This is a genomic window from Vibrio penaeicida, from assembly GCF_002933855.1.
GTDB lineage: Bacteria > Pseudomonadota > Gammaproteobacteria > Enterobacterales > Vibrionaceae > Vibrio > Vibrio penaeicida_A.
In genome coordinates this window covers 37,812-59,637 of the sequence record NZ_BFAQ01000029.1, presented here as the reverse complement: position 1 = coordinate 59,637, position 21,826 = coordinate 37,812, and the positions used below count along the sequence as shown (strand labels likewise).

General features: G+C 44.1%; 17 protein-coding genes. 6 read left to right on the top strand and 11 right to left on the bottom strand.

Annotation, left to right across the window (positions count from 1 at the left end):
• Nucleotides 1–206: 206 nt before the first annotated feature.
• The 3 genes from VPNCDNU1_RS17210 to VPNCDNU1_RS17200 all read left to right on the top strand — a co-directional run bounded on the left by VPNCDNU1_RS17210 (nucleotide 207) and on the right by VPNCDNU1_RS17200 (nucleotide 3,426).
• The gene (locus VPNCDNU1_RS17210; RefSeq protein ID WP_167404817.1) at nucleotides 207–2,525 is read left to right on the top strand and encodes a S8 family serine peptidase; all 2,319 of its coding nucleotides are present in this window, start codon (nucleotides 207–209) and stop codon (nucleotides 2,523–2,525) included.
• Nucleotide 2,526: 1 nt separating this feature from the next.
• Entirely contained in the window at nucleotides 2,527–2,934 is a 408-nt protein-coding gene (locus VPNCDNU1_RS17205) for a hypothetical protein (protein WP_104401451.1), read from the top strand.
• An 81-nt stretch (nucleotides 2,935–3,015) separates the two neighbouring features.
• Complete coding sequence (locus tag VPNCDNU1_RS17200; RefSeq protein ID WP_104401450.1) at nucleotides 3,016–3,426, top strand: helix-turn-helix transcriptional regulator; 411 nt, start codon at nucleotides 3,016–3,018, stop codon at nucleotides 3,424–3,426.
• Nucleotides 3,427–3,566: 140 nt separating this feature from the next.
• On the opposite strand, the gene VPNCDNU1_RS17195 is transcribed toward VPNCDNU1_RS17200, so the two are convergent.
• The 4 genes from VPNCDNU1_RS17195 to VPNCDNU1_RS17180 all read right to left on the bottom strand — a co-directional run bounded on the left by VPNCDNU1_RS17195 (nucleotide 3,567) and on the right by VPNCDNU1_RS17180 (nucleotide 11,090).
• On the bottom strand, nucleotides 3,567–4,100 hold the full coding sequence (locus VPNCDNU1_RS17195) for an Lcl C-terminal domain-containing protein (RefSeq protein ID WP_104401449.1): 534 nt from the start codon (nucleotides 4,098–4,100) through the stop codon (nucleotides 3,567–3,569).
• Nucleotides 4,100–5,923: an Lcl C-terminal domain-containing protein gene (locus VPNCDNU1_RS17190; RefSeq protein ID WP_104401448.1), complete on the bottom strand. Its 1,824-nt coding sequence runs from the start codon at nucleotides 5,921–5,923 to the stop codon at nucleotides 4,100–4,102. The genes VPNCDNU1_RS17195 and VPNCDNU1_RS17190 overlap by 1 nt, the downstream gene beginning before the upstream one ends.
• A gap of 238 nt (nucleotides 5,924–6,161) precedes the next feature.
• Nucleotides 6,162–8,225 carry a TonB-dependent receptor plug domain-containing protein gene (locus tag VPNCDNU1_RS17185; RefSeq protein WP_104401447.1) on the bottom strand — a complete coding sequence of 688 codons (2,064 nt, stop codon included), beginning with the start codon at nucleotides 8,223–8,225 and terminating at the stop codon, nucleotides 6,162–6,164.
• 57 nt (nucleotides 8,226–8,282) lie between these two features.
• The gene (locus VPNCDNU1_RS17180) at nucleotides 8,283–11,090 is read right to left on the bottom strand and encodes a hypothetical protein (RefSeq protein WP_104401446.1); all 2,808 of its coding nucleotides are present in this window, start codon (nucleotides 11,088–11,090) and stop codon (nucleotides 8,283–8,285) included.
• A gap of 524 nt (nucleotides 11,091–11,614) precedes the next feature.
• Here VPNCDNU1_RS17180 and VPNCDNU1_RS17170 point away from each other — a divergent pair.
• Together VPNCDNU1_RS17170 and VPNCDNU1_RS17165 are read left to right on the top strand one after the other, a co-directional pair.
• Entirely contained in the window at nucleotides 11,615–12,331 is a 717-nt protein-coding gene (locus VPNCDNU1_RS17170; RefSeq protein ID WP_104401444.1) for a substrate-binding periplasmic protein, read from the top strand.
• A gap of 52 nt (nucleotides 12,332–12,383) precedes the next feature.
• A complete protein-coding gene (locus tag VPNCDNU1_RS17165; protein ID WP_104401443.1) occupies nucleotides 12,384–14,819 on the top strand; it encodes an EAL domain-containing protein in 2,436 nt (811 codons plus the stop codon).
• An 81-nt stretch (nucleotides 14,820–14,900) separates the two neighbouring features.
• Here the strand turns inward: VPNCDNU1_RS17165 and rimI are convergent, their stop codons facing one another.
• The 5 genes from rimI to VPNCDNU1_RS17140 all read right to left on the bottom strand — a co-directional run bounded on the left by rimI (nucleotide 14,901) and on the right by VPNCDNU1_RS17140 (nucleotide 18,756).
• Nucleotides 14,901–15,347 (bottom strand): ribosomal protein S18-alanine N-acetyltransferase, encoded by a 447-nt coding sequence (gene rimI / locus VPNCDNU1_RS17160; RefSeq protein ID WP_104401442.1) that lies wholly within the window; start codon nucleotides 15,345–15,347, stop codon nucleotides 14,901–14,903.
• A complete protein-coding gene (locus VPNCDNU1_RS17155) occupies nucleotides 15,340–15,732 on the bottom strand; it encodes a DNA polymerase III subunit psi (RefSeq protein WP_104401441.1) in 393 nt (130 codons plus the stop codon). The genes rimI and VPNCDNU1_RS17155 overlap by 8 nt, the downstream gene beginning before the upstream one ends.
• Nucleotides 15,733–15,815: 83 nt before the next feature.
• A complete protein-coding gene (locus VPNCDNU1_RS17150; RefSeq protein ID WP_104401440.1) occupies nucleotides 15,816–17,108 on the bottom strand; it encodes a TRAP transporter large permease in 1,293 nt (430 codons plus the stop codon).
• 83 nt (nucleotides 17,109–17,191) lie between these two features.
• Nucleotides 17,192–17,776: a TRAP transporter small permease gene (locus VPNCDNU1_RS17145; RefSeq protein ID WP_104401439.1), complete on the bottom strand. Its 585-nt coding sequence runs from the start codon at nucleotides 17,774–17,776 to the stop codon at nucleotides 17,192–17,194.
• Entirely contained in the window at nucleotides 17,773–18,756 is a 984-nt protein-coding gene (locus VPNCDNU1_RS17140) for a TRAP transporter substrate-binding protein (protein WP_104401438.1), read from the bottom strand. The genes VPNCDNU1_RS17145 and VPNCDNU1_RS17140 overlap by 4 nt, the downstream gene beginning before the upstream one ends.
• A gap of 190 nt (nucleotides 18,757–18,946) precedes the next feature.
• Between VPNCDNU1_RS17140 and VPNCDNU1_RS17135 the strand changes: the two genes are divergently transcribed.
• A complete protein-coding gene (locus tag VPNCDNU1_RS17135) occupies nucleotides 18,947–19,903 on the top strand; it encodes a LysR substrate-binding domain-containing protein (protein WP_104401437.1) in 957 nt (318 codons plus the stop codon).
• A 35-nt stretch (nucleotides 19,904–19,938) separates the two neighbouring features.
• On the opposite strand, the gene VPNCDNU1_RS17130 is transcribed toward VPNCDNU1_RS17135, so the two are convergent.
• Together VPNCDNU1_RS17130 and ltnD are read right to left on the bottom strand one after the other, a co-directional pair.
• The gene (locus tag VPNCDNU1_RS17130; protein ID WP_104401436.1) at nucleotides 19,939–20,895 is read right to left on the bottom strand and encodes a D-2-hydroxyacid dehydrogenase; all 957 of its coding nucleotides are present in this window, start codon (nucleotides 20,893–20,895) and stop codon (nucleotides 19,939–19,941) included.
• Nucleotides 20,892–21,824, bottom strand: a complete 933-nt coding sequence (gene ltnD / locus VPNCDNU1_RS17125; protein WP_237324161.1) for an L-threonate dehydrogenase — start codon at nucleotides 21,822–21,824, stop codon at nucleotides 20,892–20,894. Before ltnD ends, VPNCDNU1_RS17130 begins: the two co-directional genes overlap by 4 nt.
• Between the last annotated feature and the right edge of the window lie 2 nt (nucleotides 21,825–21,826).

Here is a 21,826-nt window from a genome sequence, read left to right as displayed (position 1 = left end):
CGAAACACCGCGAATATGCCGATAAAATACCGCATATCACCCCTAAAAACTCAAATTTTCATGCCTTTTGTCCCATTTGGATAAAAATGTCTCAATTGGAAGCGTTTGTTACAAAATCTGTCGCATTCTGAAACCACATCCAAATGTAAATGATAGTTATTCCCATTAACATTGACGAGATTTATTTGTTGATGTCAGAGGAACCAATGAAAATCGAACATAGGTACAGGAAAGCGACGTTAGCCTTACTGATCACGTCAGCGCTAACTGCCTGCAATGAGAGCAGCACGACATCGAGTGCACCAATCAAAACGGCTCCCGTTGCATCGGCAACTAAAGTAAAAGAAAACAACGTTACCGCGCAGAATGTGAAACATTGGCAATCACATGAATTAAATGGCTATTTGTCCAAATCATTGAGCACTTGGTCTGTCGAACAGGACGGTAAATTACTGAGTGTTGAAAATGAGTCCATAACGACCTCACAAGGCAAAATTGCAAAGCAAGGTGAGCGGTTAATTTATGTTTCTCTGAGCGGCGAACCTGAATCGTTTACGTTACGTAACTACTCCAATGAGTTAGAAGAATCCGTCAATATCACTATCAATGAAGTACTAGGCGATCCGCTCGCCGCTGAACAGTGGCATTTGAATAATACGGGTCAGATGGGTTTCTCTCGACCTGAGGGCATCGCAGAGCTGTGGCATGAGTATTTGATGAATGGCAAAAACCGACTATCAAGAGAAAAAGCCGATGAGAAAGTTGCAGACCTGAGCAGTACGCCTGGCAGTATTGCTGGGGAAGACATGAATGTGCCCGCGGCATTTGCACAAGGCGTTACGGGTAAAGGTGCAATCGTCGTCGTCGTTGATAGCGGGCTTGAGATCTTACATGAAGATTTAGCCGACAACGTGCTACCAAATCGTTCATTGAACTTCAAAAATTCAGCTCTCTCTCCAACCGATCCAACGTACAGTGGCAGAAACGGCGACCACGGAACGTCTGTTGCTGGCTTAATTGCTGCAAAAGGCTGGAATGGTTTAGGTGGTCGTGGTGTTGCACCCGATGCCAGTTTAATTGGTATGAACTACCTTGAGGCACAAGCCGACTCCAACAATATGATGGGGCACGGCATGACAGGCAGCGGTATCTCGATTAACGATCCGGTTGTTGCTTTTAACCGAAGCTATGGGCGTGATTTAGCCTCTTTCCAAAGCTTCGACCAGATAGAAGCCGAAATGACGGCATACACAGTCAATAAGCTGCGTCAGGGTAAAGGTGCCCTTAACGTCAAGTCGGCAGGTAATAGCTTTGCGGGTTCCGGTTCTACAGGCCAATTCTGCCAGCACACTGGCGCTCATGAACACAACCTTACCTGTACTAACTCCGCACAGGAAGCCAACCTATCGTTTAGCCACTATATTGCCATTGGTGCTGTCAACGCCGACGGAACTCGTTCTAGCTACTCCACTTCGGGACCTAATATGTTTGTTTCTGCACCAGCAGGCGAACACGGTGACTGGGAGCCAGCGATGATCACCACCGATCAAAGCACGTGTCTGCGTGGGTATGCAGGAATGTCTAACCTCGATATTCTTGACCAATATGTGTTTGAGTACGCCATTGCGCACGATCTGTATCCATTTAATGCTGGCAAAGATGAGAAAAACTTATCTTGTCATTATACCAACACATTTGCTGGTACATCTTCTGCCGCGCCAAATACATCAGGCGTTGTTGCTTTAATTGCGTCGGCTAACCCAGAGTTACACTGGCGAGACATCAAACATGTTCTAGCGAAAACATCTGACAAGAATGACCCAGACGATCCGGCTGTCTCCATTTCGGCAGGAAACGGTAACTTTATCGCTCACTTAGGTTGGGTTGAGAACCAAGCTGGTTTCCACTTCAACAACCATTACGGCTTTGGCCGCGTAAATGCTGGTGAAGCGGTAAAGCTCGCTTTAAATTACAAAGAAATGCTCCCAGAGCAGATCAAAACCGAGTGGGTTGAAGGCATTGCGCAAAATGCAGATGGTGAACCTGTTGCTGCAATTGAAGTCCCCGACAACAATTCCAATGGTGCCGAGCTGATCATCAATATCCCGGATAACGTAACCATTGAAAGCGCACAATTCTTACTTGATGTGTACAACGAGGGCTTTGTAAAAGACACCTATTACAACGGCAATACTCAGTCCACTGCTGGTATTGATTTGGCCATTGAGGTCACTTCGCCATCAGGGACAAAATCCATCTTGCTCAGCTCTGGTCAGGCTATCTTGGAGCCTGTTCAATCCGCCCACAGCCCGTTCCCAATCCACGAAGATGGTTACATCCTCAAGGATTCTCTTATTGCTGCCAATGCGTTTTACGGTGAAAACGCAAAGGGTAAATGGAAACTTCGTTTCTTAGATGCCTCAGGTAAAGGCATTAACCACAGCAGTAACTTCCACTCGTCTTACTTCAATAACTTGGTGAACACCATGGTGAAGAAAGCCAACTTGAGAATCGTAGGTCACTAACATGAAAAATATTTTATTGCTCTCAGCGATACTAACCAGCGGCTGTGCCGTCGCGCAAAATAGCGTTTATCAATTGCACCCAGATTCTGCACCTAATGCAGCTTCGGATCTTTCTGTCGACGGGAATACACGCTTGGTTTCGGGGACACAAGTACTCAATACGCAAACACAAGAATCCGTCACCATCACGGGTAATGTGCTCATTCTGGTTGAAGACGAATCTCAACTACGCAAGGTTGCCCAAGATTTTGGTTTACGCCTAACGAAATACACAGCAGGCTCGCCGCTTGGTGTATTTAAAGCGTCTGAAAATGTCGATCTAAACCAACTTCAAAAGCAATTACAGCGAGATGAACGCGTTCGTCAAGTTCGAATAGAAACCGACGAGAAGCGATACATCGCACATTAATTTAAAACAAAAATATAAGGCAAGCCTTCACCGGCTTGCCCTTTTGCATATACGAATAAAAATATCAATTGGAGTACCGACATGGAATTGTACACGCCTGAAGCTCAACAGTGGAAAGAGCAGATCGACAATATTCTTAATGACGCTATTTCATCCGGACAAAAGATCCATATGCCTTGGCTGGTGGAACGGCTTTCTTACCCAAATCGAAAAAAACTAGAGCGGGATTTTCGTCGTTATCTCGATACGACTTACTGTGAATACTTGAATAAGATAAGGCTTCATATTGCAAGCCGAATGCTTTGCCACGAAAACGTATCGGTCAAAGCAGTCGCACTATCAAGTGGCTACCAAAACCCAGCTACATTTTGCAATGCCTTTAAACGCGTATATGGGACAGGACCATCTCAATACAGAACGGAAATGATTGAACATTTTCACGAGTATGGTTGTCCATTTGCTAACGGTGTTTGCAAAAAGAAACTGAACTAAAACTACAATAGCTTTCGGAAGTTCACCAATATTAAGAATCAAATCATTAAGTAACGACCGGAAAAAAGAAACCCTCATGACGAGGGTTTTTTGTACTTAAAAATGCTAATTCATGAAACATTCGGGCTTTATTTTTTGGACTATGGAGCTGAAGACAACGTCTCTCTTACCAGAATTACGCCATCGCCCCATCCATTATTTCGGTTTACAGCCGAAATATCGCCAATATGATCCAGTTGCCAAATGTTGGACTGGTAGTACTGCGCCGGAGTGGAGCTCCATATACGAGTCGTTTGCCCAATGTTAGGGAAAACTGTCTCGTTCAACGCTGGACGAGAGCAACCCACTTCCACAATGGAAACCAATTCTTTGATGTTGGGTAGCCGCCAATTCGTGTGTCCCGCATAGTTAGAGGCATCTGCTAGCTCTAACGCATCAAACCACTTATGGTGCCTTGAACCCACTTCAACGCAATTAGATGTGGCGCTATCCCATTCTTTACCTATGGCACAGCGAGTCCACATTAACCCTGTCATGTTATCCACTGCCGTACCATCTGCACTTAGCGTAAATCGGTTAGCCGTCGCCGTAGCTTCTAGATTTTCTTGATACTCACACGCACCTGCTGTTGCCGAAATAACAAGCGCTAAAGGCGCAATCCATTTTAATTTCATTATTGCGTACCTCCCGCACTTTGTTCTGGCTGAGCAACCAAACGAATGTAATTTGCGTTGTTTTTAAATTGATTTGGTAAACCTGCATAAAAGTGGAATGTTTTTACGATATTGCCCACATTCCAATCGAGTAAGTACTGACCGCGAGTCGCTTGAGAGGTCCAATAAGTACCGTCTTGAGTGTCGGGGAAAAAGTCTGTATCAATCATTGCCAAATTTTTCTCGGCACCAAAATCAACAATCGAAACAAGTTGATAGAAGGTCGGTAGCGACCACGTATTGATACCGCAATAACCTTCTGCATTGGTTGCTTCAACGTACGATTTTGTATCGCAATCTGAATCTGAGCAGTACCCACCATTTTGCGTACCGGCATTGCCGCCATTTTTGGTTGGATCTGGGTTATACCATGTGTAACTATTCGATTTATCGTGCAAACCTGTTTTGTTCTCTTTAACCTGCCAAATAAGCCCAGTGTGATTATCTTTCACACAGTCCCACTCGGTCGCGGTAACTGGAAGTGCGTTACCTGCATTGTCCAATTTAGAGAAATCAAACGATGCACGACCACTGCCCACTTTTGAAAGCACTCCGTCACGGGCTTGCGCGTCTCGCCCAAAGTGACCATCTTGATGTGCTGGTACAGGTAAGTTTTCGCCATCGGTGGTTAACGAGCAATCGACTCGGTTATTGTCTTTAAATTCAATAGGGCCGCCACCAGGAATTGGGGCAACAATGATTGAAGAAGCATCGTTGGCACACAAAGTAACGCCAGTATCATTTAGAATCAATTCGCCTTCTGGAGCAGGGCGATCCGAAGGTTCTACCGTAATTGTAAATTCCGCCGAAGCACTACGGCCAAATTTATCAGTCACCGTACCGCTAATGACGATGTCCTCGGTGGCATTGACGTAAGGTACGACCGCAGTTGCCTGAACTGTATCGACATCCTTAAGCCACACAGAAGCGCCTGCACTCACCTGTTCCCAGCGATATGTCAAACTGGCTGGATCGGCGTAACTCGTGACAGCAAGAGGTAAGGCAATTTCAGCCCCACCAGGGTGAGTTCCTAATGTTTGACCTACCGCTTCAGGAGGGGATGGCAAAACGGTGACCAAATGCGTTTCTTTTGCTTCAAAACCGTCATTGTCGACAGCCGTGAGTTTAAACGTCAGTTCAAGTGGTGGATTGTGTCCAACCAGTGGTGCAGTGAAACTGGCTTGTCCAACCTCACCTTCAATAATTTCAATTGTGGGTTCTTGACCGATAATAGTTTGCGTCCACTTTAGTGAAACTACTTCACCGTCATCGGTTGCTGATCCTGATAGCTGATGGTTAAAGCCGCCATCAATATGAGCATTTCCTCCTACAATAACAGTCGGTTTAGCTCCAAATGGATAAACCACCACAGTCACTTGTTGTTTGACTACTGGGTTCTTACCATCACTTACGTTTACCTCAAAGACTAGGGTTTCTTCTTTCTGAACATCCGGTGCATCAAAACTAAGCGTTTCCTTTTCTTTCATTAGTGAAACCGACGGGCCGCTTAGCTGCCCCCAGCGAATATCAAGCTTATCGCCATCCGCATCCTGTGCATCAAATGCGATGCTAACCAAAGAACCTTCGCTGCGACGTTCAGGTGCGGTTAACGTTAATGTTGGCGCAACATTAACGGGAGTTTTCACTGTGGTTACAGGGGGTGTAACCGGAGCATCGGGTACCGCAGTCGAAGACGAGCTGTCGCCTCCACATCCTACCAATGCGGTACTGACAGCCAGAGCAATCGAGGTCGATTTGAACTGTGGCCAGTAACTGAAAGTCATGCTTCTATCCTCAAGCAACTAAAAACCCCTCTAATTTACGTAAATCAACTCAAATGTTAATGAGAATCAATTTCATTATTGGATTTTCGGTTTCATAATAAGACAGAAGGAATATATCTATTATATTCAGTATGTTATTCGAAAAATCATAAGCACAAAGAGGGGTATCCGCACCCAGAATAGCTGGGTGCGAGAAAGGTTAAGAGGGCAGAGTTAACAAGAAAAATTAACAAAAAAGTTAATAAGACAAGGTTAGGTTGGCAAAAAAAGAACGTCCGAGTCCATCCAGCGCGCCATAAGGTTCATGATAAACCTTGTTGGTCAGGTTACGAACACCTGCGTTTAGTTTTGCCGCTTTATAGCTGAAACCGAAGTACAAGTTGTACAAGTCAAATGCGTCGAAACCATCCACTTGTTTGACTTCAGGCTTGTCTGTTACCCAACGTGCATTCAGTTTAATCCAAGGTCGGTAATCTGGCAGATCAAACCGATAGGTGGCTTCGGTCATTAGCTCCCACGGTCTTGATTGGTGCCCAACGAAAGGATCATCAGACGACATTTCGTTGTAAGACAGGTTACCCTGAATTTCGAACCGACGTGTTAACTGGTGGTGCGCCAACAGCTCAACGCCCTTATTGGTGACGTCTTTGGCGTTGTAAAACTCAATATGCGTATCGAAAAAATCACGTTCTTGGTTATTAAAGTCACCCGTTAATGGATCGCACTTCCCTAATTGAATACACAGTTCTAGAGCAGCCTGATTCTTAAGTGCCCTCTTCTCCTTGGTATTAATGTAAGAAGAGAAATCATTTTGGAAAACCGCCGCAGACAAAAATAAGCCGTCGTTCAAATATTTCCACGCCAGTTCGTAATTATCTGCACTTTCTGCTTCACAGTTATCAAAACACCCACGGAAGTGATCAAAAGCAACTCGCTCATAAACACTTGGTTGACGATGAGTTTTCGCGTAGTTGAAAGTCACATTCTGATTAGGGGTGAGCGAGTAAACCGCGCCCAGCGAATACGTTGGTGTTGAATCCGTTTGTTCTGGCAAGCAACCAAGTAACCCTTCTAACTGGCATCGAAGCGCTTTGTTTTCACCTTTTCGAAAAGTCTTATTGATTTTCCAGTGGTTAAATCGGATACCTGGTGTGACAGTAAGATCACCAAAATACCAGTTAGACGACCAGAAAGCAGCGTAATAGTCCTGTGATGCACTGACTTTGTTTTCTGCCGTATCTTTGATCAGTTCGCCACCAAAGATATGGTCTCCCCCTAGCCAATTGAGCTCAGCACGAAGACCGAATGTGTCACTTGTTAGGGTGTTTTTCACCGCATTAGTGACCGATTTAATCTCACTTCGGTTGTACGAAACAATCACGTTTTGGAAGCTATAGAATTGTGGTAATCGATATGTCGCGCTGACGCTGTCTCGCTCCAGTTCATCCGTTCGAAATACGCCATCACTGGAACCGTGAGTGAAATTAATATCTTCACCTTGGTAGGTGGCATACGAAATATCCATACGGCCAAAATATTCACCGTCATAAAACACGTTCAACGCAGCAGCTTTGTCTTTATATCCAAGATCAAGAATTTGGTCATCCCCTTCTCTTTCTTGTATCAGGTTGCTGTCTCCTAATGTTTTATCAAGCTTGTCTTTGTCAGCGACTTTATAGTCATTGGCCACATTTTTACTGCCAGATACTCGCAACCCAAAGCCGTTGTACGCTGTTGAAACACCCGCATGTTGAGAAGTTTTTTCGTACCCGTCATCGTAACCAAGCTTCACCGCACCTTTGAGGTGATCTTCAGTATGGTTTTGTTGAGTTTTGATGTTAACAATACCACCAGACGCGCCCGGATCATAAACGACCGCTGGGCTGCCTTTGATCACCTCGATGGACTCCACGGTGTTGATATCGTTCAGGTTGCCTTCCCCACCTCCACTGTGTGTCATACCTTGATTCGAGATTTTAATGCCGTCCACAACATAAAGGACTCGCTCACCAGACAATCCGCGAATGCTGACTTGCTTGGAAAAGGCGCCCTGATCAGTCACTCGAACATTCGACACACCACGAAGTGCCTCTTTGATATCTCCGACGGATTTCTCATCCAGCTCTTGCCTGCCGATATACTCAGAAGAAAAACTTTGCTCAAAAACTTCTGTATTTTTAGCCCACGCTTCATCCTGTGGAGCAGCGTTCCCCACGACGGTCACTTTCTCTACAAGTTCATCGTTTTCTGCGAACGCAGTAAAAGGGGCAGACAATAAAAAAAGTGGGATTACATACTTCATTTATTCAATCCAAGAGAAAGCCTCCCGTAGGAGGCTAGATGATTAGAGTTTGATGACTTAGTAGTAAAGCCATGAAGAAAATGGAAGTTGGTCAATGGTATCTATGCTATCTGGCGTATCAGCCTGACCTGCCACCATAAACCATTGATGTCGACCCGGGTCCACGCGCAAACCAAAGGCAGTTCCCAACCCTGAGATAGGCAAGCCAGATCCAGCCCCTAATACAGACTGCACAGGTGATCCTGGTGTAGCGTCGGCAATATTAGTTTCTATTACCGTGTCTCGAGTTAGATTTTTAAGTTCGCCCGTTACCGCATCCCACGCAATCACTTCTCCATCAATTCGCCCATCTTCATATCGAGCACTCATAGTGAAGTAACTTCTGCCCGTCGTTTCAGCAACTTTTTCTTGAGTTTCTGTATTAAACCCAAATAAGTCGTATTGATGCCCTACGCCATTACCTGCTGGGGTGTCGAGCAAGTTAATATAAAGTACACCATTTAAACTAAATGGTGGTAGTCTGCGCACGTACAGATACTTCAGGTTTTCTTTCTTAGCCAATTGACCATTCAATACTGAGCTGTTTTTCGATGAATCAAACACATACCCGTATTCAACGTTGAAGCAATAGAACCCTCGGACTGGAGTACAAGTACCACCAGCAGGAATGCCGTTGTAACTTGCTACTTCAATGTACACTCGCCCATGCTCTGCTGTAATCAAATTGAGATGACCACCAATGGCTTCACCTCCTGATTCGTTTTTCTGATCTATGCCGTCTCCGGTATCAAACAACTTCACTGCCTTCGTACCAGTAAATTTCACTACCTGACCATTTTTGGGCATGTTCAAAGCCATTTCATAAGGTGTATTTTGGAACAAAGTATGAATTGGAGTATCAATGTCCAAGTCGTAATTGATTGCTGCGAAAGCCTTATTACCTTGTTGCAGGCGGGTAGTAATGCCAGAAAGAGTGGAGAAATTGTTCAATACCACGCCACGCCCATGACCATCGGCACCAATCAAGTGGTGATCGGCATCAAAGTTGGTTGGGTAGGTCGCGCCCGAGACTTCAGAAAATACTTCCGAAGACTTATCATACGCAAAGAACTTATCACTGCCGTGTTTAGTGAAATACACGTGTGTATCATTGGTCGCGGTATAGTAGAAATCACCATCAGCAAGAGCGCGACAGTTCTCTAAATGCGCATCACACAGTTTTAAATGGCGCTTATTTGCCTCACCTTCTGGATACACACTGGCTGTATGAGGTGCTTCATGGCTAATCAGTACTTTCTCAGACTTACCCAAGTCGTTGCTGATCACGGTTAAAGGGCGACCTGTCGTAACTTTCCCGTCTGATAAGCGAATCGTCAGTTCCGCATGCAGTTTGTTTTTGGATATCTCACCTTTTAGTGGATCTGCCAACGATTCGTAAGCGGTCATTTGAACATAAGAGTTAAATTTATCATTTAAGTTATCCACGACACGGAATGACTTACCCAACACATTTAAGCTACCTTTCAAATTGGCTGGAATCATTTCTGAATCGAAAATCGACCATTCTTCTGACGGTTTATTGACGTCATAGGCCAACAAGCCATTGTCGAAGGAAAACTGATATTCATAAGGGTTGCCAAAGTAGTCTTTCGCTTCACGTGTCTCTTGATGTGTGTCTGGATCCAGTACCAAACCATAAGCTCTTGAGTGGAAAACCGTTTTCCCTTGCTGATGCTCACCATTAAAGATGAAGGCACGGTTACCGGTAATGATATTGGTCTTAAGCACTTTTTGAACATTGGTGTCCGTGTTGTGAACAATTAACTGTTTATTGTTCGTCACCGAATTGGGAACTGTGTAGTACATCAAGCTCAAGTTGTCGCTTGCTGACGTATCGGTATCTAATGAGATAAACGGATAAGACGTCACATCAAATGTGTCGGAATCTAAGTTCTCCAACGTTAAAGCTTTACCGTGAGCGACAGAAGCGATCACTTCTTCCGGTTGAATCGTAATTCGACCATTTACCTTCGCTAACGATAAGAAATGTTCAACCAATGCATCAATGTTTTTCTCAACTTGTTCTGCTAACGGATTAGATGGATCCAATTTAATCTCGGCAATATCAAAAATAACCGCTTTTAAGTTACTGCGCACAAACGTATCAATTAGCGCGCTATCAGCACTATCGATAGACTGATAAGTTGATTCTAACTCCTGTTTGAGCGCTACTTTATCTTGGAGGATGACATCAAGATCACTAAGCGAAAGCCCTGCTATATCATCGAGACCTTGGGTGATGTTTTCATCACTCAAACCCTCTTTAAGCAATAATGTTACTTTAAACGCCAGTTTTTGAAGCTCCTTTTTACTTGCCGGATCGTTCAATAAATCTGGGTTACCCAATTTGTTCTTTAATAATTCCAGCTCCCCACTCTCTAAAGACTTACCCAGTAACGTAGTAAGTGGAGAAACCACCAACTGAGACGTGTTTGAAAACGCGCTCACCGGTGAAGAAAGCTGAATCCCCTTAAAAGACAAACCCGTTTGCGTGTCTTTTCCGCCAGTAGCAGAAAGATACAGCCCGTTTGTATCGATATTGTCATTGAATTCAAGAGTAAAGCGACCAACTTGGTTTGTCGTTCCAGTTGCTAAAGACGTCCCTTTTTGGTCATACAATGTTATCTGAGCATCCGCAATGGCAGGATCAGATACAACACCTTTGATGGATTGCTTTGGCTTTGAAGAGGCATCAGTTGAATTGTTTGTTGCCGTTGATCCCGAATCAGAACCACACCCGACAACAACTAAAGACGAACCCAATATTAATGAAGATAAGAGCGTTCGCTGGAGGACTTTGTCCATAAGATATTCCTTCCTATTTTATTGGAAAGAACGTTCTACCCTAAATGATAATAAATCTCATTTTTATCTATTTTATTTTTAGACAGGCCAAAATACGAAAAAATGGAATCCAATTTCACACTCCCCGACACAACAGCGGGCTCACACCATTTATCGATATTTATAAACTGCAAAAATACTGAAGTTTGAAAAAAGACATCTCGGTCAATTTTCAAGCAAACCGCAAGTAGCACGACATTTTCGTCAAACATGAGATTAAAATCAGCGAAATTTGCAATAACGTGAAAGAAAACTGCCACAGAGTGAGGCTCATATCTGATGCTCCTGTCTTAAATGTGAGCTTTTCAATAAATGAGATTACTAAGGGCAAAAAAATTAACTAGTATGAATAGTTTGCCAAAATTCTTTAATTGGATAATTTTGTAAAAGTTTTAGGTTTTTTGTGATATTTATCATTCACATATGTTGTAAAGTCTCTAGAATCTAAACTTTACAGCTCGATAACAATCAGGAAGAACCGCATCATGTTGAATGGCAAAATTCGAGTATTATTCCTCGTGATGTTTTTTTCTTTACCTGTTATTTCTAAAGAAATTTCTTTAGCTGCCATTCATTACCCTCCTTACACCATTATTAACGCCGACAACGAGATAACAGGTATTGATACTAGAATTGTCGTCGATGTTATGGCTATGCAAGGAATCCGCATTAATTTGATCAACCCACCTTGGTCTCGGGCATTAAAAAGCGTTAAGCACGGCAAGATCTCAGGGCTGGTGAGCTGTACGAAAAACAATGATAGATCTAAATATATGCTTTTTTCAGATCCCATTGATGCCATAAATAACGGTCTTATTGTTCGAAACAGTTACACCGGCGCACCACCAAAACACATCAGCGATTTAAATGGCATCAATCTCATTGCAATCCATAAATGGAACACGCAAACCGAGTTAGCGAGAAATAATATTCCTCACACTCAAGCCAATTCTATCCCGCAAGCCTTAGATATGCTTCTAAGACGAGATTTTGATGCGATTTATAGCGGAACCGAGAGTGTAAAGTATTTTGCTGAAAGGTCGCACAAACAAAATAAGCTGAAAGTCGTATTGTTTGAAGAGCGCAAACCCATCACGCTGCATATGTGCTTAGGAAAACGAGTACCGAATGCAAAAGAGATTATGGCGAGGTTTAATCAAGATCTAGCAACGTACAAAGCGACCCAAAATAGAAATAATTAGGGTCTGTTGACCTAATCACTTTTCATAGAGTTATATCTTTAAGGAAGAAAATTTGTACCGTCAGTCCCGAAAATCTCTTGCTACTCGTCAGACCAAAACTGTATTTCTGGTTGCTGTTGCACTGGGGCTGCTTTTTAGCTTTTATCAAATTGTTCTGGATCTTCACCGAGAACGCCAAAAGATATCAGAGAAATATCATCTGAAGCTGGAGCAAAATTACACCAACGCCAGCCAAGCGGCGTATCACGTCAACCCCTTATTAGCACAACAAGTAACGGACAGCATTATGACAGACAAAGCTGTGCGTCATGTGGTGCTTACGGACGATTTTAATGACGTATTAGCAGAAGAGCATCGAACTTTTCATTATGAAAGCCGATTGAATCAGTCTCTTGGTCAGTGGCTTTTCACCAACGAACAAATTTACACTATTTCACTCCACCAACCAGGTACGACGCAAGTTGTAGGAACACTCAGTTTCACAGTTAACGGCATTGCATCTGCTAATGGCTTTTTAGAAAGAGCAAAATCATTGCTCATTTTCGATATGATCCGCAATGTTGTCCTCGCCAGTATCCTGCTTTTTTTCTTTTATCGAAAACTGTCTAAACCTCTTATTGACCTCACCTACTGGGTCCGTTCTTTGCAATTTCAAGAATCTCAGAAAAAGCTCCCGGGTCAACTAAGAGACGATGAACTCGGTCAGCTCGCCCAATCTTTCCAAACCATGTGGAACGAACGTGAACAAGCATCAGCCCAATTAAGCAAAAACATTGAAGCGCTTGAAAAAAGTGAGCACTTCGCGAGCACCATAATGGATAACTCTAGTGATGCGCTTTTACTGATCAATCGAGATGGGAAAATTACTCACGTCAACAACAATACTTGCGACTTATTGGGGTACGACAAAGAAGAACTTGTGGGCTTTCCCGCAGTAACCATTAGTGTCAGTTATTCAATCGATTACATCGATTTTAAAGTGAAACAACCTTCAGAAACCCAAGCCTCTTTATTTGAAGCCATTCATCGTAAAAAGAATGGAACAACCTTTCCCGTTGAAGCGACAGCAATTGAACTCACAATGAATGATACTCCAATGTTTTTGGTGCAAGCGAGGGACATTTCCAACCGTAAACAAGCCGAAGTACAAATTCATAATCTTGCGTATTTTGATGGATTAACAGGGCTACCTAACAGAAAACAGCTACTCGACCGATTGGATGAAGCGCTAAATAAATCTTATCGCACCAGTGAACCTGGAGTGCTTTTGTACTTAGACCTTGATCGATTCAAAACGATTAACGACTCACTTGGGCATGCGATTGGTGATCAGCTTCTTCAAGCCGTATCAGAGCGTCTACAAAAGCTACTCGACCCAATACATCTTTTCGCTCGGATTGGAGGGGATGAATTTGCGATTTTGATGCCTAACGTATCTTTGGATCAGGCGAAAAAACATGCGGAGGAGGTCTTATCTTTAGCTCGCTCTCCTTATGTCGTCGAATCACACCACTTGTATTGCAGTATCAGTGTTGGCATCGCTACTTTCCCTAGCCCAGATACGAATGCTTTAGAACTTCTGCGACAAGCCGATACCGCCCTATATCGCGCGAAGTCGGCAGGCAGTAATACCTACAAAACTTACGAACCCGAAATGCGTAAGTTAGTGGACTCTTTTTTATCCATCGAAAAGGGGCTTCATGAAGCCCTCAACAAAAACCAATTCGAGCTCTACTATCAGCCCCAAGTAAATAAAAAAGGGGAACTGGTGGGTGCTGAAGCACTCATCCGGTGGAACCACCCCACTCAAGGTACTGTGCCGCCAGATACCTTTATGTCTATTGCCGAAGAGACAGGGCAGATCATCCCCATGGGCTCTTGGATACTTGAGCAAGCCTGTTTACAAATGGCGCATTGGAAAGAGAGCGATAGCGTGCCTATTACCTTCAAACGCCTTGCTATTAATATAAGCCCACTTCAATTTTCTCAGGCAGATTTCGTTGAGCAGGTTACAGGCGCGGTAGAACGGTCGGGGATCGCTCCAGAGGATATCGAGCTAGAGCTCACTGAAAACATGCTACTGAAAAACATTGATGCCTGCGTGATAAAAATGGCGGAGTTGAAAAAGAAAGGATTTAAAATTGCCATTGATGACTTTGGCACGGGGTATTCATCCCTTAAGTATTTAAAAAGACTGTCGCTTGATGTGTTAAAAATTGATCGCTCATTTGTGACCGACCTTCATCTTAATAAAAACGATACCGCCATCGTCGATTCGATCATTCTGATGTCGGAGCGCCTTGGATTAGAAGTGATTGCAGAAGGGGTCGAAGAACCCGAAGAGCTAAAAGCCTTAACAGACTTAGGTTGTGAACAATTTCAGGGATATATATTCGATAAACCTTTGGATGCAGAAACTATGTCTCTACGGTTAAAAGAACCGCAATACAACAACCAGATCATCAAACAATTGAGTCAATCTAAGTGACGGTTATACGCTGTTTGCGGTTTCATTTGAATGAATTCAAGGCGTGAGAATAAAGGTGAAAGGGTTTTCTCTTTCTTTACGCTACATAAACAGATAGCTCATGATAATTGCATCTTCTTTCCCTGATGCCGTCGGATAGTAATCTATGCGTCGGTCGACTTCATTGAATCCTTCAGATTCATACAGCCCAAATGCACTCTGATTACTTTCTCTCACTTCCAACCAAGCACTTTCGGCATTGGCGGCTGTGCAGATTTCAATAAATCCTTGGAGCAACTGCTTTCCATACCCTTTTCCTTGATGAGAAGGAGAAACAGCAATGTTCAGTAACGTCACTTCTCCTACAATGTTCTGCGCGTAAAAATACCCCACTAACTCATCATCGATATGAAGCCCATAATGGCATGCTCCGCGAGAGTTAAGATCTCTTATCATCGATTCTTTCCATGGATGGCTGTGCGCTTGCTGCTCAATCGCCCACACACTATCTAAGTGCTGAACAGACAGCGGCGTAATTGCATTATTCATAGGACTTTATTTGCTTCCAAAGTGCTTGCTTGTGCTCTTTATTCGATTCGATCAATGAGAGTGACTCCGAATGTAACGTTTTCACACTGTCTAGTTCGATAGGCTCACACTGACAAAACCAAACCCACTCAACATTAGCAATATCAACTTGTGACAACTGCTGAGGCTCAAGTAAAAAGGCATCATCAATACTCACTTTGAAGCTGCCAAGCACTTTTGTGAGAAAGGTGCGCTCGGCAGATGTCGGAACATTAGGGCAAATCAGTAACATTCGGCAGTGTTCTGGCAATGAGATAGGTGCGATATTCACCCCTTCTAAACGCTCAGGGTGAAGAACCTGCCACTGATCGATCTGCATTTCTTGAAGAAAAGATGCGTTACTCATGACATCGACACAATTAGTTATTCATTGAGGTGGTCGATAGTAACAAAAAAGAGCACCAGTCACGAAGGAAAGGTGCACATCATTTATAGTACCCACGAGGTCAATTCAGGTACAAAGCTAACCAGTGCAAGTACGCCTAATGCGACGAGGTAAAACGGCGCTAAGTGAGCAACGACTTTCCCCATGGGAACCCGCTCGATAGCTACAGAGACAAACAACGTTGTCCCCACCGGGGGCGTATACAATCCGATGGCAAGGTTCACCACCATCATAACGCCAAGCTGCACGGGCTCCAGCCCAATTTTCGCTGCTACAGTCATAAAGATGGGAGCCAATAGTAAGACCGCCGCGGGTAAATCGAGGAAAGTACCGATGATGATCATGAGTAGATTCATACCGAGAATAATTGCCCATGGAGATTGCAATGTACTTAGCATCCAATTGGCTAGGTTTTCCGGAACACTTTCGTAAGACATGATCCATTGCAGCACGCTCGAACCCATGATGACCAACATGATCACCCCTGTCATCATGCCAGTTGTGAGTACACAACGCATCAGCACATCTAACGTTAAATCTCGATATACAAACGCACCTACAATTAATGCATACACCACGGCAAATACACTGATTTCTGTCGGTGTCACCACCCCACCACGAGCCAAAATCACCACCCATATTGGCATCATCAGTGCTGGAATAGCTTTAAACCAATTGTGTTTATTCCGTATCACTTTGCCGTCAATGTGCAGCTTTTGTCCTTCCTCTTCAAGAGGAGAAGTCGGCAAGTTTTTGAGCTGAGCAACAGTAAAACAAATCAGAAAAATCAAAACAGTAAGCATGACACCAGGGACAATTCCAGCCAGAAATAACTTCGGAATTGATGTCTCTGTAACCAGGCCATATAAAATTAAAGGGATAGAAGGGGGTATCAGCACAGAAATAGTTGATGATGAAGCGTTAACAGCCGCTGAAAAGCCCTGCGGATACCCTTGCTTTTTCTGCACAGGAATTAATGCATTACCGAGCGCTGATGCATCTGCAACCGCACTTCCAGACACACCACCAAAGAACAGCGATCCCAACACGCTGACTTGAGCGAGCCCACCTTTCATACCACCCACTAGCATTTTAGAGAACTTGATTAAGTGTTCACCAAAACGCCCAGACATCATCACATCCCCCGCCAAAATGAAAAATGGGATGGCCAGCATAGGAAAGCTCGACGTTGGTTGGTAAAGATTTAGAATGGCTTCGTAAAGATACAATGGCTCTTCAAGCATCATGGTAAAACCACTCGCGAGAAGCAGGGCGTGGGCAACAGGGGTCGCCAGCAGCAATAAAAAGACAAATGCTATCGCAGCTGTTGAAGACATAATTCATTTCCTTATGGCAAGCGGTTATGCCTCAACAAACTGACATTTAAGATTCAGTTTGATTGGGTAACACGCGATATTTTCTATATTTTTTCTGCAGTAACGTCGGAAGTAGGTGATGTCCCTACCAAAATCCGATAAAACGTCGTTAACGCAGTTAAACCAAGCAGCATATAGCCAACCAAAAGGGCTAAATAACTCCATGATTGCGATACGCCAAGTGAGGTAAAGGCGACATCTCCGGCAGCAAATTCCATCCCACCTTCGAATTCTCCAAAGCCCAAATAGACGTAACAAACCGTGATACAGCCAATTAATATCAACTGCTGAACGAACAGTGTCATGTACTTTGCAATCCGTTCAGAACAAATAGATAAGAAAAATGACACACCGATATGTCGGCTGTGCTGCGCGGCTAAAACAGCTCCAGCCATAATGAACCACGGAAAAATCAATTGGATGATTTCCACCGACCAACTCAAGCTCGAATCGGTGGTGTAACGTAAAACTGCATTAAAAAATGTAGGTAACAGCATCACTAAAAAGGACACCCACAAAGTAACAGCACACGCGTATCGAATGAGTGTATCCAAGGGTTGTACAACGGGGCTTAGCCACCCCGTACAATGAGGCGCTACTAATAGCGCCTTTACTTCAGACTCTTTCACTTACTGACCTCTGCATCGGCAGCAGCTTTCTGAATTTGAGGTACGATATCGCCAATTTTTTCTTCCCATTTGGTATACACCCCTTTGGTTGCGTCTTTGAATGCTTGAGTATCCACTTCATTCAGTTTAGCGCCTTCAGCGGTAAGTGTTTGTTCCAGTCTTGCATCATCAATTAGGAACGTACCTCGGTTGTACCAAGTCGCTGCATTCATGGCATTTTGAATCATGGTCTTATCGCCTGAACTCAATTTATCCCACCACTTTTTAGACGCCAAAATAGGAGCCATTTCGTATTTATGATTGGATTTCGCAATGTATGGCGTCAGTTCATGCAATTTAGAAGAGTAGATATTCGCCAGTGGGTTTTCCTGACCTTCAAACACACCCGATTGCAGTGCTGCTGGCAGCTCAGAAAACGCTAATGGCGCAGGGTTTGCTCCTAGTGCCTTAAACGCATCAATGGTTACTTGACTTTGTGGCGTGCGAATTTTCATGCCTTTGATGTCATCTGGGTGCTTAATCGCTTTCTTGGTATGCGTAATTTTACGAATACCGTTATCCCACCACGCCAACACAATGTAGCCTTTTTTCTCTAATTTATCGGCAATGCGCTCACCAATAGGGCCATCTAACACTTCCCAAGCCTGAGGCAAACTAGAAAACAAATAAGGCAAACCAAATGCGCTCAGCTCAGGCACAATCTCAGCAACAGGTCCGTCTGAATTCACCGTAATGTGCATGGTCCCCAAACGAACGGATTTCAACATTTGTCTGTCATCCCCCAAAGTTGCAGAGTGCGCGACCTTAACGTTGTATTTTCCGCTTGATTCCTGAGTTAACAATTCCCCAAACATTTGCGCACTGGTGACTCGGGGATTGCCCGGCTTACCGTTCGTGCCAATAACAATGTCGTCAGCTTGAACATAACCACTTACGGCGATGCTGCAAGCCATTGCAAGTCCTAATATTTTGGATTTCATAGTAATTTCCTTATTTATGAGTACCACGAGCTCTTTATGAGGCAAGAAATATAACGATATTTCATGATTTATTAGACCGCTGCACCCATTCCTTATCAACAGTAATAAATTAACTATATATTAACTTATACTTAACATTATGACGTTTTTCATCCAGAATCAGTTAAGAATTTCTTAAAAGCGAATTGATATGGCAAGACACCTCAACATGAATGCGGTGATGTATTTTGAAGCCGTCGCCCGTCACTCTCGGGTGAACCTAGCCGCCGAAGAGCTTCAGGTATCCCCGTCAGCCGTGAGCCAACAGATAAAGACTCTTGAAGAGCAAATGGGCGTTATGCTATTTCGACGGGTTAAAAAAAGGTTGATATTAACCGAACAAGGCGAGCGTTTTTATCAAGCCGCTTCGGGATCAATTTCAATGATAAAGGACGCGCAAATTCGTCTAACAAACCAGCGAGAATACCAACGATTAATGATTCGGGTTTCAGCCAGTTTTGGGGTTCGCTGGCTCAGCAAAAGGCTGTCACATTACGTTCAACAACATCCCGATATTGACCTACATATCGATGCGACTTCAGAGCTAACGGATTTTGATAAGGAAAAGGTTGATTTGGAGATTCGCTATGGCGTTATGCCTCCTCCAACCCTTTATAGCCAGTCTTTGATTACCGATAAAGTCTTGCCTCTTTGCAGCCCTGAATTCGCTCAGCATCATCAAGATCAGCCCATCGTAGATGTACTTTCAGGTAACCAACTCATTCACACCGTTAAGGCCGAAGTGACTTGGCGTCATTGGCTGACTGCTCAAGCTATAACTGGGGTAGACGACGCACATGGGCTCAGATTCGATCGTTCATCTATGTCTCTGCAAGCTGCCAAGGATGGACTTGGCGTGGTACTAGAAACGGCCACCTTAGCCATGAATGAATTAGAATCGGGAACCTTGGTCCCTCTTTTCCCCGAACTCGGTACATTAGATTTTGAAACTTACTGGTTAATTTGCCCTGTCCGCTACCTCAACCACCCCTCTGTAAAGCGCTTCGTAGCGTGGATAGAAACGGAAGCAAATCAACATGAAAAAGAAAAGGAAGCGCTATTGGCCTCCCTTTCCGTATCTCATTCAACACCCTTTATGCCACGGTAACGCAGTGACAAACATGGCGTTCAGCACAAACAATGCTAAAGCTCATTGCCTGTTTTGCGACCTAGATTGAAACTTTCTATGTTTTCAATCACCTGACGCCACACTTCTTGTATTGCCGATTGAGATGCCCAAGCGGTATGTGGGGTGAGAATAACGTTCGGCATATCGGCGATCTCAAACAAAGGATTGGTGTTTTCAGGTGGTTCTTTTGTCAAAACATCAAACCCAGCTGCTGCAATGCTCTTACCTTGAATCGCATTGACTAACGCTCGCTCGTTGACGAGACCACCGCGAGACGCATTGATCAAAATTGCACTAGTTTTCATACGATGCAATTCAGGCTCATCGATCATATTTCGGGTAGCGGAGGTTAATGGAGAATGTAAAGACACCACATCGGATGTTGCCAACACATCATCAAAAGACACATAACCTTTCCGACATTCAGAAGCATTTTTTCGTTCTGAAAAAACCACTTCCATACCAAATGCTCGTCCAATATTGGCGACAGCTTGTCCAATAGCACCGGACCCAATCACCCCCAGTCGCGATCCAGCCAGATCTTGAATGTCATGATTGAAAAAACAGAACTGACCGCTTTTTTGCCATTCTCCATTGATCACATCTTGACGATAACCTACTAAATTTCGACGCAAGGCAAGTATCAATGAAAAAGTGTGTTCAGGTACGGTGTTCACCGCATAGCCTCGTACATTCGATACGACGATATTGCTTTTATGACACGCTTCAATATCAATAACGTCATAACCTGTTGCCGCTACGGCTATCATTTTCAGATTGGGCAAACATTCAATGTCTTTCGCTCGGATAGGCACTTTGTTTGTAACGACAATCTCAGCATCACCGATACGTTCAACCACTTGATCTGTCGATGTTTTAGGGTACTCGACCCAATGATGAGGAAAATCAGGTTTTGCCCGTTCAATATTGGGGGCTATTGTGTCCCGATCTAAAAAGACGATGCGCTTCATTTTGACTCCTCAGGATCTACACTCCCGGAGAGTTGATGCGCCAACATGGCTTCATACACCTTAACAACCGCAGAATCATCAAGTTTGCCAAAACCCATCCCTGAAGCAGCCACCAGCATTTGATGCGCCGCCGAGCTCAAAGGCAATGCTGCACTCAATTCTTTACCTGTTTGCAGCACCAAATCCAGATCTTTAACAAAGATATCGACCATGGATCTCGGCGAGAAATCATCGTTCAACATATGTGGAACTCTGTCGCTGAACATCCAGCTATTGCCCGCAGACGTTGAAACAATCTCAAACAACGTATTCACATCACACCCTGCTTTTGCTCCTAGCGCAATAAGCTCTGCGGCGGTCACCAAGTGCACACCAGCGGCAAGCTGATGAACGACTTTGTACGTTGATGCCATACCTGGGTCGATACCTAGGTTGTGAACTTTTTTACTGATCGCATCTAATACTCCACCAGCAACGGTAAACGCGTGTTCGCAACCGGAAGCCATCACGGTAAGTGTGCCCGCTTCTGCCCCGACCTTCCCTCCTGACACGGGAGAATCCAGCAGAACTAAGTTGTATGCCGCCAGCTTAGATGCCAACTGTCTCGCATCCGTTGGAGAAACCGTAGAACACAGCATCACAACGCCATTTCTTGCCATTTGTTTGGCTGCACCTTGGGCAAACAAAACATCTTCTGCCTGGCTGGCATTCACCACCATCAAAACCAGTAAGTCGCAATATTCAGCCGCACTTGCAATTGAATCACAAGGTGTTCCTCCGAGGGTGCCAAAACGCGCTAGAGCATCAGAGGAAATGTCAAAGCCGCGCAATGAGTAACCGGAAGACATCATATTTTGCGCCATGCCAAGCCCCATAGAACCAAGCCCTATCAACGACACTTGTACGTTACTATTTTTTTTCTCATTCACTA

Coding starts and splice junctions, on each gene's coding strand:
- VPNCDNU1_RS17210 (WP_167404817.1), top strand. CDS start 207: ATGAAAATCGAACATAGGTACAGGAAAGCGACGTTAGCCTTACTGATC.
- VPNCDNU1_RS17205 (WP_104401451.1), top strand. CDS start 2,527: ATGAAAAATATTTTATTGCTCTCAGCGATACTAACCAGCGGCTGTGCC.
- VPNCDNU1_RS17200 (WP_104401450.1), top strand. CDS start 3,016: ATGGAATTGTACACGCCTGAAGCTCAACAGTGGAAAGAGCAGATCGAC.
- VPNCDNU1_RS17195 (WP_104401449.1), bottom strand. CDS start 4,100: ATGAAATTAAAATGGATTGCGCCTTTAGCGCTTGTTATTTCGGCAACA.
- VPNCDNU1_RS17190 (WP_104401448.1), bottom strand. CDS start 5,923: ATGACTTTCAGTTACTGGCCACAGTTCAAATCGACCTCGATTGCTCTG.
- VPNCDNU1_RS17185 (WP_104401447.1), bottom strand. CDS start 8,225: ATGAAGTATGTAATCCCACTTTTTTTATTGTCTGCCCCTTTTACTGCG.
- VPNCDNU1_RS17180 (WP_104401446.1), bottom strand. CDS start 11,090: ATGGACAAAGTCCTCCAGCGAACGCTCTTATCTTCATTAATATTGGGT.
- VPNCDNU1_RS17170 (WP_104401444.1), top strand. CDS start 11,615: ATGTTGAATGGCAAAATTCGAGTATTATTCCTCGTGATGTTTTTTTCT.
- rimI (WP_104401442.1), bottom strand. CDS start 15,347: ATGAATAATGCAATTACGCCGCTGTCTGTTCAGCACTTAGATAGTGTG.
- VPNCDNU1_RS17155 (WP_104401441.1), bottom strand. CDS start 15,732: ATGAGTAACGCATCTTTTCTTCAAGAAATGCAGATCGATCAGTGGCAG.
- VPNCDNU1_RS17150 (WP_104401440.1), bottom strand. CDS start 17,108: ATGTCTTCAACAGCTGCGATAGCATTTGTCTTTTTATTGCTGCTGGCG.
- VPNCDNU1_RS17140 (WP_104401438.1), bottom strand. CDS start 18,756: ATGAAATCCAAAATATTAGGACTTGCAATGGCTTGCAGCATCGCCGTA.
- VPNCDNU1_RS17135 (WP_104401437.1), top strand. CDS start 18,947: ATGGCAAGACACCTCAACATGAATGCGGTGATGTATTTTGAAGCCGTC.
- VPNCDNU1_RS17130 (WP_104401436.1), bottom strand. CDS start 20,895: ATGAAGCGCATCGTCTTTTTAGATCGGGACACAATAGCCCCCAATATT.